We start from the raw sequence: 14,918 nt of genomic DNA on the forward strand, positions 1-14,918 counted from the left end.
ACTAAAACAAAAACGCCTTATTAAAAAATATCGCGATCGCAGCCTTCGGCTGCTAGAAAAAATAACCCCCTCCGAAAAAAGAGGGGTTTATCATCAATCTGAGGGCCAGACAATTGTCTGGCCCTTTTTTGATAAAAACGTGATTAACAGTCTTTATCTTCAGCGTCTACGCCTTCTTTCACATCTTCACAAGCGTCTTCAACGGCATTACCTGCATCGGTAACAATTTCGTCTAGCTCTTCGCCTGCGTCTTCCGCTTCACCGTCACCGCAAGCTGCTAGTGATAGTGCAAATGCTGATGCTACTAGTACCTTTGATAAGTTTTTAAATGAAAACATATCCTTACTCCTTTTTCCTATTAAAATACTTCTAACTCTTAGGCTCTTGGTGCTCTACCACGTAACGCATTTGCGATAAGTGAGATTACGAGCAACGCGATAAACACAAAGAAAAGAAACTGTGCGATACCTGTTGCTGCACCTGCGATGCCTCCAAAACCAAAAACTGCTGCAATAATGGCGATGATAAAAAATGTGATTGCCCAACCTAACATAACTAAATCCTCGTATTGCTTCCGTTACTTTCACTTTAACTAATGCTATCTTTGTGCCTGTTTTTTTAAGTTATTGAAATATATTGATATAATTTAATTTTTCTCTGGTTGTCAGGCCGTATCTGCAGGCAATTAACGTCACGATTACACGTACGAATGCATTTTTTACATGATTGAGTAAGGCCCTAGTCACCCAACTTTACTCTTTGTGTGTTAAGGGCCTTTGGCTGGAGTTATTTTTTGATTCTTACCAGCTTCCGAAGAATGTGAGAGCAAGGTTGTGGTTTGTTATGGCGTCTGAATTGGCGCCTGGCGACGCAATATGATTATGTAAGTATCCCATCTCGACGCGCCATTTCTTGTTGAGGTGATAGGCCGGTCCCACGTAAAGTCTATTTTGATCAAACCCGCTATTTTGGCCCCAGTCTGTGTCGTTCAAAGCCCAAAATACCTCGTCCCACACGACTATTGACCATTGCTCATTTAAAGGTTTCGACCACCGTATAAATTGTCTAAACCTATAGCCTGTATCATCGCCTTCATCGCTCCTGAATCGCTGCTCCAAACGACTTCTACCTGAAATGGTACCGCCCATAAATTTGCTTAATGAATACGTGGCTTGCTGCCACACCCTGTCTTCTTCAATTGAACCGCTGTCTGAGTCTATCGTTACTCTTGCAACACCCAGCCACAAGGTCGTATCGCTTGATAGTTGGTAGCCGACACCGGGACGAACGATAGAAACGCCTAGCCGAGATGCGTCGTCTTTAAAGCGTAAATGACCGTCAAACCAAAATTGCCATTTACCTTTATCATCGGCATTTCCAGTGAGTGCGAGGGCATTCCAAGATTGAAAATCTGACTCGGCGTGTGACTTAACGCCGGCTGTCATCGCCATCGCAAGTAGTAAGACGCAACGCGTCATAATTCGTTTTGCGCACATAGTTTTTCTCGTTGAAAATAAAAAAGAGGCAAAGCGAAAGGGAAGGGACGCCTTGCCTGCAAAGGGAGAGTGTTTCGCCCCTCACACTTCCTAAGAATGGAGGGGCAATGGCCTATCTAGTTACCGTTTGGGTTGTAAGGTAACGAAGATTGGTGAGCAACAATACGCAGGTCGCCGTCACTATCTTTGACATAGGCAAACGTGTATTCCACCTTCGTTTCGCCACCTTTTGTATCAGTAAAGAAGTAGTTGCCCATCGCCACGGCCATGCGACAGCTGTTGTTGATAATACCCACATTATCGAATTTCACATTTGTGTATGGCTTTATAGCAAAGCCTTTGTCCTCTTCGTAAGCGTCATTACCGCCAACAAAGTATGAAAGCGCAGCATCGAAGCTTGAACGGAACTGGTCGTTAGCTGCAAGCGTTGGTTTAAACAGTACGCTGCTTAAATCGTAACCATACATAGCTTGGATGAAATCTGCGGCTTCGCCAGAGTAATCACCATCATTGCTAAATACTGCACCAATTCGCACTATGCCGTCGCCCCACATCTTTTGTGCCGTTACCACTTCTCGCTCAGTAATACATTCGTCGGAATAAAGTAATGCGTTGTCGAGTGCTTTAGCTTTTAACGCCGGAACATTCGAACTAGCTGAATGCTCCATCTGCGGTTTTGCCACTGCACTGCAACCTGTCACCAACATTACTGTAGCTGCTACAAGAGTAGTTTTTGTCATTAACGTGCTTAGCTTTCTCATCGCCTGACTCCTTAGTCATTTGCAAAATAAATATGTGCTATTACCTGATTCAATTGCTTAGAGCAGTACCGCTACAACGTTGTTGTTAGAGGTTTATAAATCTGCTCTGCAGTTTATGGGTTTAATGATAGCGAGCTATGATGACGGAGACTTTTGTACAACATTAATAGAAGATTAACGGGTCATTAAAAATGCAAGAAGCACTTCAGAAGAATGGATAACAGCTATAAATTAGAGTCTATAGACTAGAGGCTATAGATTAGAGGCTTTAAATTAGAGAAAAGGGCTGTGATAGCAGCAGTGTCATCGACTTTTTCAAGAAGAAACGAATATGACACCGCCCAAGTTTGTAGAAAAGTGAAGAATGCAGTTAGCCTGTGGACTGCTAGCCACAACAGAAAAGTAATAAAGACTATTGCACAGGTTGTTGGCTTTGAACCATATTACGGTTTTGCTTATGTGTTTGAGCGATGCTTTTCAATAACTGCAACTAGGGCCTGAAAAGCATTTCTATTAAAACTGATGTTTCAGAGCATTAGTGAGCGGCAAAACGCTCAGCTAGTTGCCATTTTTTGGCTCCAGAGGCTCTGATAGTACCTCTAAGACAGTAAAAGCATTTTTACCTAGACGCGTTTTATCATTCGCCATCATTACATCAATAGTAAAGTAGATGTCGTTAATTTGAGTTTTCACAACGTCGCTTGAGCTTGGGACGGCCATAGGCTGTGCCACTTCATCGCAGCCTGACATAGTGCACTGCCTGTCTGTTTGAAATGCCACGGGCTCTTCCTTGTTCGCCATAACTTCTCGCGCAACAACTGGCTTTTTATCCACGTTGGTTTTAACAATAGCTAAATAGGTAAAGCCTTGCTTTTGAGCAATTTCCGCTGCTCTGTAAAGGGCATATTGCTGTACTTTATCAGCAGGAGTTTTGTCTGTTGCCTTAAAAAGAACCTTGTATTCGTTCTCAGAAATTTTTTCGCTCGAATAGCCATAGGCAGCTTTGGAACTCGCTGACTTATAAGGGGTAGGGGCTGCTACAGGGGTCGATGAACAACCTACTATTGCAAGGCTAAACGCCACACCAACACAGGCAAGCGTCAAACGACTTTTCTTCATATTTTTTTTGTTGTTCATCTCACATATTCCTTAATACTGTGATCATTGAAATAACGACAATAGCGCAGTCCTACTTATTGCCATTAGGGCTTGATTGCGTTTTGCTTTGGGTTTTGCATCTACCGCACCCTTGTATGCGCCAAGGGTTGCGATGCCAAGCAATGTTTCAGGCTTTCCCATCATCAGTTTACATTGCCTCTTTGCTTGTGTAAGTGCAACATCTGCATGATGTTTTTGCGAAAAATAAGCATGCTCTTTCTGTGCTATATCTTTCATATTCGATTTTAAAAAAATGTTCATCGCTTTTCCTCATTATTGGCCGTGATTTATTACGCAATGGTAAGTGTGTTCACTATCCGAAAACCCGTCGCCACGTTTGAATGAGTCTGCTAAAGCTCAAGTAATTAAATGAATTTTGTGCAAGTTTAAATAAACAAAAGGCCGCAACACTGTTAAACACCAACAACAGGAGTGGAACTACCACATAGCTAACGCCCACACTATGAAGTATAGCGCCAATAGCGATGTTTAAAATGAGCCAACATACAGTGCCCACCGCAAATGCCGCTAAGCATGCAAAGACTGTAACAAAGAAACTCTTTTTAATGAGCATCAATTCACTGTTAGTGAGCTCTAAAAACGCTAAACCCTGCGCTTTTCGCTGGGTAAATGCTTCAGAGAATGCCGAGAAGATATCCGAAAACGATGGGTCGGGGTAATTCTGTTGCGTCGACTTGTGTTGCGTAGAGTGTTCAGAGGCTGCTGATGCAGCGTTAGCATTGTCACCGTTGCTTTTAACATTAAGATTCGCCTGCGCCGCGGGCGGCGTCAGGCGAAAAGGATTTTCTGTGCACAAATTGTACTTTGCTCTTCGAAAATCAGGTACAGTCATCGAATTACTTCTTACGTAAAAGTGACGTCACTAACATTCCTGCTGCGAATGCGATACCCGCTGTCGCTACTGGGTTTTCAATGGCATATTTACGTACGTTTGACGCCTGCCATTTCTGCTGCGCCAGACGCTTTCTCGCTGACATGTTCTCTGCAGACGATGTAGCAGTGCGACGAATGTTTTCCTCCGCAATGCCTGCACTGTCTGCTAACTTGTCTACTGACGCATGAAGAGAATCTTTCAGTTGATCCGTTACTGGGTGACTCGGCTCAGCCACGCTGTTTGTATCGTTATGTTTAGCTGTTTGCGATTTAACTGAAGCTTGTGTAGCCATAATACTCTCCTTAATATTTTAGGTTCATATAGGTAGCTGCAACTGATATACCAAATTATTATCTTACTGTTTTATATGATTTATTTTTATTTTACTATTGTTGCGTGAGGTGCTTATGTGCAAGTCTCACACACTGTTGTGTCTTACGTCTGTAATATTTTCTTGCTCTTGATGATGCGCTGCTCAACCTCCGACATTCGGTACAGGTTGGCAGCGAAATAATTAACTTTTCAGCCCACTACCGAGGCTAAATCGTCTTTAGTGACAGGTTTGAGCAGTGCACTGTTGATCCCTATAGTTGTCATCGTTTCGGAGTCCGCTTCGTGGCCGCTTACAATAGTAAGGATGGCATCTGGTAGCTTTTTCTTGAGCTCACTCGCTAAGTCGTAACCGTTATAATCGGGAAGGGTAAGATCCATAAGAATGTGATCGAAACGTTGATTTTCTGCAGCCTGTAATGCTTCAGCACCGCTGTACTGAGTAGTGACCGTATGACCTAAGTGGGAAAGAAACAATTGTAGTAGCTCCGCCGCATCCTCATCGTCTTCAATCACAAGTATATGCTTATTGGCAGGCTGATCTGAATTACCTTTTGAATCAGTAGACTGGATTTTCTGCTCTGCTTGCCCATTATCTGCAAGTCCTCGATAAGCGGTTTCGTCCTCTGGAGCGTGCGGCTTGTCTATTGGCATGTCTGCAACTTGTGCCTCCACGTTGGTAAATGTTACGTGATTACCTGGCGGGAGGTATTGCGAAAGCAAGTTAGCCAGTGCAAACCGGTCAATCGGTTTTCCAATTACGTCGTTAAACCCTTCGCGAATTAACGATTCTCTTAAGCCTTTGCGGCTTGCTGCTGTGACGGCTATCACTGGGATATCCTGCCCATGTCGTCTAATCGCATGTAGGGCTTCTATGCCATTCATCACTGGCATATGAATATCCATTAAAACGAGGTCGAAGGGCTGGTTGTGTTCATCCGCCTGCAACACGGCTTCCAGTGCTTTTACGCCATTTTCAGCGTAGCTAATGTCAGCTTGAGATTGACTCACAAGGTGGCCGGTTAGACGTCGAATTTCTCGCAAGTCATCAACAATTAATACGCGTCCAGTCACGTTTAAATTGATGCTACTAGACTCGACAGGTTGAATTTGGCCTAATTCAAGATCTATACGAGGCTGTTCAGAAACATCGCCAGGGTTTATATCAAATGTAAATGTGCTGCCTTCTCCTAAACGAGACTTAACATCAATGTCGCCGCCCAGTTTAGTGACAAGCTCTTTGCAAATGGCAAGTCCAAGTCCTGCTCCGCCATGATTGGCGCGCATTACATCTTCTATTTGTTCGAAAGGCTGAAAAATATTGATGAGCTTATCAGGCGGCATGCCGATACCTGTATCATCTACAGAAAATCGCAGCAGTGTTTGACTCGAATCGTTTTCAGACGGCTCGTCGAGAGAGATGGTAAGCGTGATACTGCCCTTGTCGGTAAATTTCACGGCATTCGAAATAAGGTTCAACAATACCTGACGCAGGCGGGTAGGATCTGTGTGTATAAACTCTGGTATTTTTGTTTTTGAAACAACGTTAAGGCTTAGTCCTTTGTCTTTGGCATTCAAACGCATTAATGAGTGAATGTCCGTCAAAAACGCGCTTAAGTTCACTTCCTTAATGTTGAGTTCAAGTTTCTCTGCCATTATCCGCGACATGTCTAGCAAATCATTGAGTAGGCTTAACAGGTGCTTGCCATTAGAGTGGATAATAGATAACTCTTGTTGAAAAGGGCTGTTTCTCGCATCGTCTATAAGCAGTTCGGTGTAGCCAAGAATAGAGGTGAGGGGGGTGCGCAGCTCATGCCCTAAATGCGCAAGGAACTTATCTTTGGCCTTGTTCTTTTGCTCTACTTTGTTCCGCTCAATTCGCTCGTTCTCGATGTCACGACGAACCATGGCGTATCTAATCGTGCGCATAAACCGCGGTGATTCAATTTCCGATTTTTGCAAATAGTCTGCGGCACCTGCTCGCATGACCATTTCATCCACCGTAGCATCCGATTGTCCGGTAAGTATCACCACGGGTAAATTGAACTGGTTAGATTTTAAAACACCCAATACATCAATCGCGTTCTCTGCACCCAGTAAGTAATCTAACAAACACAGGTCGAAACTTTTTGTCTTTAATGCTTCCACTGCGTCTAAGCTATTCGTCACCCACGTCAACTCAAACGTAGGTGACTCGCACTGTGCTAGATAGTCAGAGGTTAAGAAGTAATCATCTTCATCATCCTCTACCAATAAAATTTTTATTACCTCTGACATCTAGTACCTCTTTTACTCGTGTGGTAATTCTACGAACTCTATCCAGTAACGTCCGAGCGCGCGCATTAGTTCAACCAATCCTTCAAAGTTCACTGGTTTTGTAATGTAAGATGCGCAACCTAGATCATAACCGCGTAGCATATCTTCCTCCTCTTTAGAGGTTGTGAGAATTACCACTGGGATACTGCGAAGCTTGGGGTCGTTTTTCAGTTCTTGCAGCGCCTCTCTACCGTCTTTTCTTGGCATGTTTAAATCTAGTAAAATAAGACTAGGTCGCGGTGCCGATGCAGGATCTGTGTATTTACCTTCATGACGAAGAAACTCTAATAATTCAACGCCATCTTCAACACAAAACAGATTGTTTAGAACGCGGCTTTCATTGAGCGCGTCAACCGTAAGTAAGCGGTCGTCTTCGTCATCGTCCGCCATAAGAATATTGATAGGCTGAGTTTGTTTACGCGTCATTGTGTGTTTCTCCATTATTGTTGTTAGAACCAAACGGTTCACTATTTTTGGGTATTATTATCGAGAACGTTGCCCCTTTTCCGGGAGAACTAACTGCGGTTATTTGACCGTTGTGCCGTTCTACAATACGACGACAAACGGCAAGCCCAATACCCGTACCTTTGTATTCACTTCTACCGTGAAGGCGTTGGAAAGGGGCAAATATTTTTTCAGCAAATGATTGTTCGAACCCTATACCGTTGTCTGATACGGTTATTTTTGTCCAGTCGTATTCTTCAGCAAGCAGAATGTCTTTCGTTTCTTCTTCCGTCGCGTCTCTTGCAGATATCGTTACTTCAGGTCTCACTCCCTCGCTCTGAAATTTCAGTGCGTTAGACACTAAGTTTAAAAACAGCTGCTCTAATTGCGATTTGTCACCGCGAATAGTCGGCAAATCGCTAACATTTATTTGCGCAGACTTTTCATCGATAGCGATTTCCAAATCGCCCATGATGCTATCCACTACGGTGCCTAGATTAACGTCGTCAAACTCTTTACCTCGTGTGGAAACGCGAGAAAAGGCGAGAAGATCTGAAATAAGCATGGACATCCGCTCTGCTGCATTGAGCATGCGCGCAAGATAATCTTTGCCACGTTCGTCTATCACATCGTTGTAACCCGATTCTAAGCGGTTACCAAATGCCCGAATTTTTCTTAATGGTTCTTGCAGATCGTGTGACGCCACAAAGGCAAAATCTTCCAACTCTCTATTACTTCGTGCTAATTCGTCTGAATAAACACTTAACTCTTGCGTTCTATCTGCTATCCGAGATTCTAGATCTTCGTTAACAGACTCTAGATCAGCTTGGTATTTCTCATGCTCACGGGAATTTATTTTGAGCAATAAAAATACCGTAATAATCAGTAGCAGAGTCGTTGCAGAGGAAATGATCAGCGTATTAACGGAGTCCCTTCTTAGGCTCATTAAGTTGGCCAAATGCGTGCCTTGCATATCCCGTTCTGAACCGTCGATTTCTCTAAATAAGGTTTCAAACTGTTTGTAGAGTTTTATACCCTTATCACTATTCACTAAAATGACAGCTTGTTGCTCTTTCCCTTCTTTATACAGCTCAACTACTTCAATGACTTCATTGATTTTTGCTTTGGTTAAAGACAAAAGTTCTTCGATGCGGATGGACTGGTCGTTAATATCTGAAGAGAAGGAGCTTACTTCTACCTCATCCATTAATTCGCCGATTACGCTTAACGTTTCGGTGTAGTCGGTAAGATATTCTTCATCGCCAGTTAGCATATAGCCGCGCTGACCAGACTCCACGCGAAGTACAGCAACGTGAAGGCGGTTAACTGCATTGATAACACGGTTCGTAGTGAACAGCCGCGCTTCCAGAGCAGAAAGGTCATTCAATGTATTGACTACGTAAAATGAATTAGCAGTTATTACAATAATGACCAGAACAACTAAAATTATCCAACTGTATAGTGAAGACAATACTTTAGTAATCATTTACTTAATCCGAAACATTGCCACTTAACTCTGATGTCATTTCAGCAAGAGTATGGCTGCAGTCTTTAGCACTGCTTATTATTTTATCCAACGCAACCAATGCCTTTTCAGGTGGAACGTCACCGTTTAATGCCATTTTTACTAGCTCAGCTTGCATTGATATTCTGTTTAATGGTTTGCGTGCATCATGCACATAAACATTTAGTCGAGAAAGTTCTTCGCTAGTCATGCCCAATACCTCTTACTTAGTCGTCTTTACTTAAGTCACCATATGCATGAAGACGGTTGTAAAGCGTTTTTGTACTAATTCCCAGCATTTCTGCTGCGGTGGTCTTATTGCCATTCACTTTTTCCAACGTGGCATAAATTAGCTCTTTTTCCACGTCTTCAATGGTTCTACCAGCTTGAAGTGCCGGTGTCGTGCTCTGTTTTTGAGCGAAGGGTGACTCAATGGTTTTTGGTAATTCAATCTCACTCTTTTCAGGGTCGCTCATAATGGCAGCGCGATGCACAAAGTGTCTTAGTTCACGCACGTTACCGGGCCAGTCGTAGGCTTGTAACGTATCGAGTTGACTATCTTCCCACTTAAATTGCGAGCCATTATCTTTATTGAATTCTGCAATAAAGGTTTTTGCTAGTAATGGAATATCTTCCTTTCTTTCGCGTAGCGGAGGAATGGTGATTGGGAACACCGCAAGTCTGAAGTAGATGTCTTCGCGCAGTACTTTGCTTTGCGCAATCTCTTCCATTGTTCGGTTCGTGGCAGATACAACGCGGCAGCTCACCGGGATGGTCTTCGTTCCGCCCACACGAATAACAACCTTGTTTTCTAAAACGCGGAGTAAGTTGGGCTGCATATCAATGGACATTTCTGTGATTTCGTCCAAAAAGAGCGTGCCGCCCTCAGCTTGTTCGAAAACACCTTCTTTACGTCCTACAGCGCCGGTAAATGCTCCTTTTTCGTGACCGAAAAGTTCGCTACCTATTAGTTCTTTTGAGAATGCACCACAGTTGGTTGCAATATAGGGACCTTCACTTTCTGAAGCACGATGAATTGCGGCAGCCACCACTTCTTTACCTACACCGCTTTCACCAAGCAGCATTACGTTAGCGCTGGTTTTACTCACTCTAGAAATCAGCTTGTAGAGCTCTTTCATAATTGGCGATTCACCAATCAGCAAGTCAAAATGTTTCTCTATTTTTTCTTGTGCAGGTGCTTTTTCTTTTGGCTTTTGACTTAATACGGCCTCTATTTCCTCCCGTTGAATTGGCTTAACAAGGTAGTCGACCGTGGGGCCACACAGACCCTTTATCACGCTTTTCACAGAAGGGTGACCCGTTATCAAAGTAACGCGAGGGCGCTTAGGAAGTGCATCTAATTCATTGAACAAGTGCGCGCCGCTTCCATCGGGTAGCATGAAATCAAGCAGTACATGGTCAAAGGTTTCTTTCTCTAACCAATCGCGGGCTTCTTTGAGTGTGGCAGCGGTAAGTACTTCGTGGCCAAGAAATTCGATGATAGTACAAGCTACTTCTGTGAACTCGGCGTCGTCATCAACTAAAAGTACGGTAAGCACGTGGATGTCCCTCTCTTCTTTCGTTTCCTATTCAGAAAAAATATGGAATAGAATCAATGTTATAGTTTTATCATACGCTATTAACAACTGAATGCTAAAGCACATATTTAAAGTTTATTTATACGCTGGTTTAAATCGATAAAGCGTAAGCGCATCGGAAAATATCTAAACGCTTCAAGCAATCCGGAAATCTTGAACACTTACCTTGATGCCAGAGATAGTCGGTTGCGCTACCTTCTAATCTATCAACTCTTTGCGATCAGCGGTACACATCGCGCTAAAGTACAGAATGTCTATATCTGTTTTTGTTTTATTAGGTGATTTTATTTTACTTATCAGGGGCATTTGCAAAAAGTATTCCTGTCTTTAACACACCGTCACATGCAATCGATGGCATATTTTTCGCACGACTTAACTGTCTAAAGTTACTTGCAATTTCACTATGGCAAATCGACTAGGTGCGAGAAATGTATATTAATTAGGCGAGAAGCCCGTCTGATTAGCGCGACGTTCGCAGGTAATGTGGTATCAAAGGAATTGAAGATGTGGGGAAAAAAGCTGTAAGATCAATGACCTTATACGAGTTGTTGGGGAAAATGCAGCCGCGAGCAAGACAAGATAAGTTCGAGTTTGCTGAGTTTTGGGATGTGATGGAGAAAAGGGGCTTTGGACCAATGCTGGCGCTGCCATCTTTTATCGCTTGCACACCGATTGGGGCCATCCCTGGGATCCCATCTTTAGCGGGTGGGACGATTTTACTCATCGCGTTGCAAATTTTACTCGGTCGTAGGCATCCTTGGTTACCGCAAAAAGTGATGCAGTTAAACTGTGACGCCGATCAGCTTCGCTTCATTGTCGATAAAGTTAAACCGTATGCAGTACGCGTAGACCGCTTTTTAGTTCCTCGGTGTTTTTTCATGCGCCAGCCTGTGTTCAGATCACTCATCGCATTGTGCTGTGCAGGTTGCGGATTTGTAATGATTCCACTGGAGCTTATTCCCTTTATGGGGCTTATTCCCGCTTTTGCTGTTTTTATTATGGCAATAGGCATGTCCACAGACGACGGTGCTGTGGCGTTAGTTGGTGTTTCGTTATCGCTATTTGGCTTTATACTTGGGTTTGAACGCCTTGCAGTCGCGCTAAGTTGATGCTCTAACTACTCAGTACACGAATCGAGCATAAAATCTGACGATGGAAGGTTCATTGTTTGATATCGTAGCTCGCCAATAAAAGCACGGGCAGCTGGTCCCAACGTATCGCCGTCTTCGAAAGACAAATAAAGGAGCGCCTTACGCAACGCTGCATTATTATCGAGGGGAAGGGGAACGAGTGTACCGTCTTCTAGCTCATCTTTAATTATTGCGATAGGCAGCCACGCAAAACCCAATCCCTGAGTAATAATATCTAATGACGTTCTAACGTGGCTTACGGTCCAGCGCTGCTCTGCACCTAACCAGCCCACATCAGCTTTACGCTCCGCGGATGAATCCCTTACCACAATTTGACGATAAGCTTTTAAGTCTTCCAGTGTGAGCGTTCTATCCAATTGGTGCAATGGATGGTCGGCGTGAGCGACAGCTGCAAATTCAATTTCGCACAAGTCTTCGCTAAAGCCATTAGAAAACGCGAAAGGAGAGATGCCTAAATCAACTTTACCATTGCTCAAAAGTGAATTTGCGCCACTGAGTACAGTTTCTTCTATCTCGATACGAAGGAGCGGGAACTCAGCAGAAACTTTCGCTAGCACGTTATAAAGCAATTCAGACGGGAAAATAATATCCACCGCTATGCGTAAAGTTGTTTCTGTGCCAGATTTAAGGCTATTGGCAACGGCCTCGAGCTTGTGCGCTTCGCTAAGCAAAAAAGAGGCACGGCGATACATAAGTTCACCTTGCGGCGAAAGCTGGACTTTACGTCCAATATTCTCAAACAATGACACTCCAATGGCGTTTTCAAGCTTTTGAACCGCGTGGTGAACGCTCGATTGACTTTTGTGAACTTCAGTAGCAGCTTGATTAAAGCCGCCTGCATCGACGACGGCTTTGAACATTCGCCATTGTTCTAACGTAGATTTCAGCATACAGCGCCTTAAAACTCTTAATTAACGCTACTTATAGCATACGCGTGGTTAAGAAGTCATTTCTAGTTTGCTTGATTTATCGTGGGTACAGGGCATGTCACAACCGAAACGTTCTCATAGCCCATCTTTATAAGTTGCTCTGCAGCTAGTTTTGCTCGAACGCCCGACGCACAGTGAATATAAAGTGGCGCTGAAGCATCTTTAAACTGTTCCAGTGCCTTCATTTCGAGCACGCCGCGTGGTATGTGAAGCGCAGAAGGTACGGGCTGATTGGCAACTTCGGCACTCTCTCGTACATCAATCAATATACCGCTATTGATTCGGCACTCACTGGCCGCTTGCTCCGCAGATACAGTGCGTAAGTTCACGTCTATGTTTTCTATTCGAGTCTTCATGTCTATAAGCATATTTTTCCTTTTTGCCTAAACTTAGTTGAAATAAGTAAAATCTAATATATTGATGTCAGCGTAATAAAACAATGTAAAATACGGCGATTCGTCGCATAAATTGGCAGGTCGGCAAAATGCCTTATACTTTAGTATAGTAAATGGCTAAATTGGTGCCGAAATACTTTACAGATAGAGAGTGCTTATGTCCGAGGATATGGTAATAGGTTCAGATGATATAATGGAACACGCTGCGGAAGCCGAGATCTTCCTTAAGCAATTCGCGAATAAAACACGCCTTATGGTGCTTTGTTCGTTGCTGAAAGAGGAAAAATCGGTAACCGAACTTCTCGAAGTTGTTAGCGTCTCGCAGCCAGTGATTTCTCAGCACCTTGCTTTATTGCGAGAATCAAAGATGGTGGCCACAAGAAGGCAAGGTCAAACTATTTACTACCGCTTAGCAGACGAGCGCGTCAAGCGCTTAATTGCTTTGATGTACGAATTTTTCTGCGAATAATCTTCTTTTTGCATCCTAAGCTACAATGTCCGCCTTCAACAACGGACATTGTAAAATTCCTAACTAAAAATTACCATCAATGACACTCTTCGGTTATTAATTTCCGTTTTTGTTCAATTGCTCGCAAAGCATAGGCACATAGCCTTCTTCAGATATTTTTTCACTTTCCACTTCAGGTCTATCAACCAATTCGTCGTGACTTAAATTCACTACTACGCTGTGCGCCGCCCAGTCGATACTTTCAATATCGCTAGGTAGAAGTGCGAGATGTTTACCACCCGGAAGCCAGTTGTTGGTATCTACCACTAGCATGATTATCTTCCAGCTCTCGGTGTCAATGACGAAGTTACTGATGTGGCCCACGTTATCTGTGGTTGTAGCTACTTCATATCCACCAACTTCGCCCACTGCTCTTAGGTGGTTGGTGCTTTTTTTCGGGGTTTCAGTTTCAGACTCTTCAGCGCGTTGTAATTCGACCAGTTCATTTGGATGTGCGAACTCTCCCCATGCTCCTGGACCAATCCAATAGTATCCGTAACCAAAATATTTGAAGAGGTTTTCTTCGTATTCACGTGACACAGGCTTATGTTCGTCAATAGAGGGGCTGTTTTTCAATGTATCAACTGTCATATTGATATGAACAGACTCACTATCTTCATCTAGCTGTTTGACAGATATAGGTGATATTACCACTTTGCGGCTAAGCGGTAGCCAAGTATTGGTATCTGCGACCAAGTAGCGAACAGTGAAGGTTTCGTCGTCGAAAAGGATATCGCGGATGCCGCCCACTTTGTCATCAAGGGCATGTATAGAAAAGTGAGTAAGCTGTTTTGAACTAATGATCATCGTTGCGCCTCCTTTGCATGGGCTCGTTTTTCAGAATGAAATGCACAATTCACTGCACATCACTCTGTATTACTACTAAGTGTAGACAGTCCTTAATGTTTCTTCATTTTGTTCTTGTCTGAAGTTGATTGAGATCATTTGTTCAATAACAAAAAAGCTCGCCGGAGCGAGCTTTTTAGTAATGATGTAGCATTATGCTACATCGAATTCTTCATCAGAGTAATCTTCATCATAGTCTGACTGGTTACTCGCACTGCTGTGAAGGGTGTAGAAGTGCTTTTTGCCCCTTGCTAATCTGACGTATTTCGCCCAGGCTTTTTCTAGGTTATTGCTAGCTTCAACTTTACCTGTAACGAATTCGACGAAATGTCTCTCATCATCACTTTCAGGCGACAACTCGCCATTTTCAAGTCCTAGCAGTGTTTTGCCGTAGTGGGTTAGAAGATCGGCTTCAGTAATACTGAAGTCACCTGATTTACGAAAACCGTATGGAAACTTCTGACGGTCAATATAAGGTTTTGCAGATTGTCGAATAGCTAAACTTTTCATGTTGTACCCAACGTAATGTTTTGTTCAGCGCACTTTTAAGATAATTAAAAACGAAGATAAAACAAAAGATTTTTCTC

General features: G+C 43.3%; 19 protein-coding genes. 2 read left to right on the forward strand and 17 right to left on the reverse strand.

Translation table 11 applies throughout. The features are described from left to right. Positions 1-143 precede the first annotated feature (143 nt). From F0261_RS18910 to F0261_RS18970, 13 genes are all read right to left on the reverse strand, one after another. Positions 144-338: a hypothetical protein gene (locus F0261_RS18910; RefSeq protein WP_014949833.1), complete on the reverse strand. Its 195-nt coding sequence runs from the start codon at positions 336-338 to the stop codon at positions 144-146. Between the two features lie 38 nt (positions 339-376). Next, complete coding sequence (locus F0261_RS18915) at positions 377-553, reverse strand: DUF1328 domain-containing protein (RefSeq protein WP_014949832.1); 177 nt, start codon at positions 551-553, stop codon at positions 377-379. Positions 554-800: 247 nt separating this feature from the next. Then, positions 801-1,478 (reverse strand): DUF2490 domain-containing protein, encoded by a 678-nt coding sequence (locus F0261_RS18920; RefSeq protein ID WP_253819462.1) that lies wholly within the window; start codon positions 1,476-1,478, stop codon positions 801-803. Between the two features lie 134 nt (positions 1,479-1,612). Next, complete coding sequence (locus F0261_RS18925; RefSeq protein WP_014949830.1) at positions 1,613-2,257, reverse strand: hypothetical protein; 645 nt, start codon at positions 2,255-2,257, stop codon at positions 1,613-1,615. 558 nt (positions 2,258-2,815) lie between these two features. Next, the gene (locus tag F0261_RS18930; RefSeq protein ID WP_049587615.1) at positions 2,816-3,394 is read right to left on the reverse strand and encodes a hypothetical protein; all 579 of its coding nucleotides are present in this window, start codon (positions 3,392-3,394) and stop codon (positions 2,816-2,818) included. Positions 3,395-3,418: 24 nt separating this feature from the next. Next, a complete protein-coding gene (locus F0261_RS18935; RefSeq protein ID WP_014949827.1) occupies positions 3,419-3,676 on the reverse strand; it encodes a hypothetical protein in 258 nt (85 codons plus the stop codon). Positions 3,677-3,728: 52 nt separating this feature from the next. Next, positions 3,729-4,268 (reverse strand): hypothetical protein, encoded by a 540-nt coding sequence (locus F0261_RS18940; RefSeq protein WP_049587617.1) that lies wholly within the window; start codon positions 4,266-4,268, stop codon positions 3,729-3,731. 4 nt (positions 4,269-4,272) lie between these two features. Further along, positions 4,273-4,602, reverse strand: a complete 330-nt coding sequence (locus F0261_RS18945) for a hypothetical protein (RefSeq protein WP_049587618.1) — start codon at positions 4,600-4,602, stop codon at positions 4,273-4,275. 230 nt (positions 4,603-4,832) lie between these two features. Continuing rightward, positions 4,833-6,917: a response regulator gene (locus F0261_RS18950; protein WP_171338662.1), complete on the reverse strand. Its 2,085-nt coding sequence runs from the start codon at positions 6,915-6,917 to the stop codon at positions 4,833-4,835. A 12-nt stretch (positions 6,918-6,929) separates the two neighbouring features. Beyond that, on the reverse strand, positions 6,930-7,382 hold the full coding sequence (locus F0261_RS18955; RefSeq protein WP_049587620.1) for a response regulator: 453 nt from the start codon (positions 7,380-7,382) through the stop codon (positions 6,930-6,932). Beyond that, entirely contained in the window at positions 7,372-8,886 is a 1,515-nt protein-coding gene (locus F0261_RS18960) for an ATP-binding protein (RefSeq protein WP_171338663.1), read from the reverse strand. Before F0261_RS18960 ends, F0261_RS18955 begins: the two co-directional genes overlap by 11 nt. A gap of 4 nt (positions 8,887-8,890) precedes the next feature. Further along, on the reverse strand, positions 8,891-9,115 hold the full coding sequence (locus F0261_RS18965) for a hypothetical protein (protein ID WP_049587624.1): 225 nt from the start codon (positions 9,113-9,115) through the stop codon (positions 8,891-8,893). A gap of 16 nt (positions 9,116-9,131) precedes the next feature. Next, on the reverse strand, positions 9,132-10,463 hold the full coding sequence (locus F0261_RS18970; protein WP_171338664.1) for a sigma 54-interacting transcriptional regulator: 1,332 nt from the start codon (positions 10,461-10,463) through the stop codon (positions 9,132-9,134). Between the two features lie 569 nt (positions 10,464-11,032). On the opposite strand from F0261_RS18970, the gene F0261_RS18975 reads away from it, so the two are divergent. Continuing rightward, on the forward strand, positions 11,033-11,611 hold the full coding sequence (locus tag F0261_RS18975; RefSeq protein ID WP_171338665.1) for an exopolysaccharide biosynthesis protein: 579 nt from the start codon (positions 11,033-11,035) through the stop codon (positions 11,609-11,611). A gap of 8 nt (positions 11,612-11,619) precedes the next feature. Here F0261_RS18975 and F0261_RS18980 read toward each other — a convergent pair whose 3' ends face one another. Both F0261_RS18980 and F0261_RS18985 read right to left on the reverse strand, forming a co-directional pair. Further along, entirely contained in the window at positions 11,620-12,543 is a 924-nt protein-coding gene (locus F0261_RS18980; RefSeq protein ID WP_049587627.1) for a LysR family transcriptional regulator, read from the reverse strand. 62 nt (positions 12,544-12,605) lie between these two features. Further along, on the reverse strand, positions 12,606-12,950 hold the full coding sequence (locus tag F0261_RS18985) for a rhodanese-like domain-containing protein (protein WP_049587629.1): 345 nt from the start codon (positions 12,948-12,950) through the stop codon (positions 12,606-12,608). A gap of 184 nt (positions 12,951-13,134) precedes the next feature. Between F0261_RS18985 and F0261_RS18990 the strand changes: the two genes are divergently transcribed. Continuing rightward, on the forward strand, positions 13,135-13,446 hold the full coding sequence (locus tag F0261_RS18990) for a helix-turn-helix transcriptional regulator (protein ID WP_053103822.1): 312 nt from the start codon (positions 13,135-13,137) through the stop codon (positions 13,444-13,446). 96 nt (positions 13,447-13,542) lie between these two features. On the opposite strand, the gene F0261_RS18995 is transcribed toward F0261_RS18990, so the two are convergent. Continuing rightward, complete coding sequence (locus F0261_RS18995; protein ID WP_049587631.1) at positions 13,543-14,292, reverse strand: PRC-barrel domain-containing protein; 750 nt, start codon at positions 14,290-14,292, stop codon at positions 13,543-13,545. A gap of 192 nt (positions 14,293-14,484) precedes the next feature. Continuing rightward, positions 14,485-14,841: a DUF413 domain-containing protein gene (gene maoP / locus F0261_RS19000; protein WP_049587633.1), complete on the reverse strand. Its 357-nt coding sequence runs from the start codon at positions 14,839-14,841 to the stop codon at positions 14,485-14,487. Positions 14,842-14,918: the final 77 nt, after the last annotated feature.

This window comes from Alteromonas sp. 07-89-2, from assembly GCF_013113925.1.
GTDB lineage: Bacteria > Pseudomonadota > Gammaproteobacteria > Enterobacterales > Alteromonadaceae > Alteromonas > Alteromonas macleodii.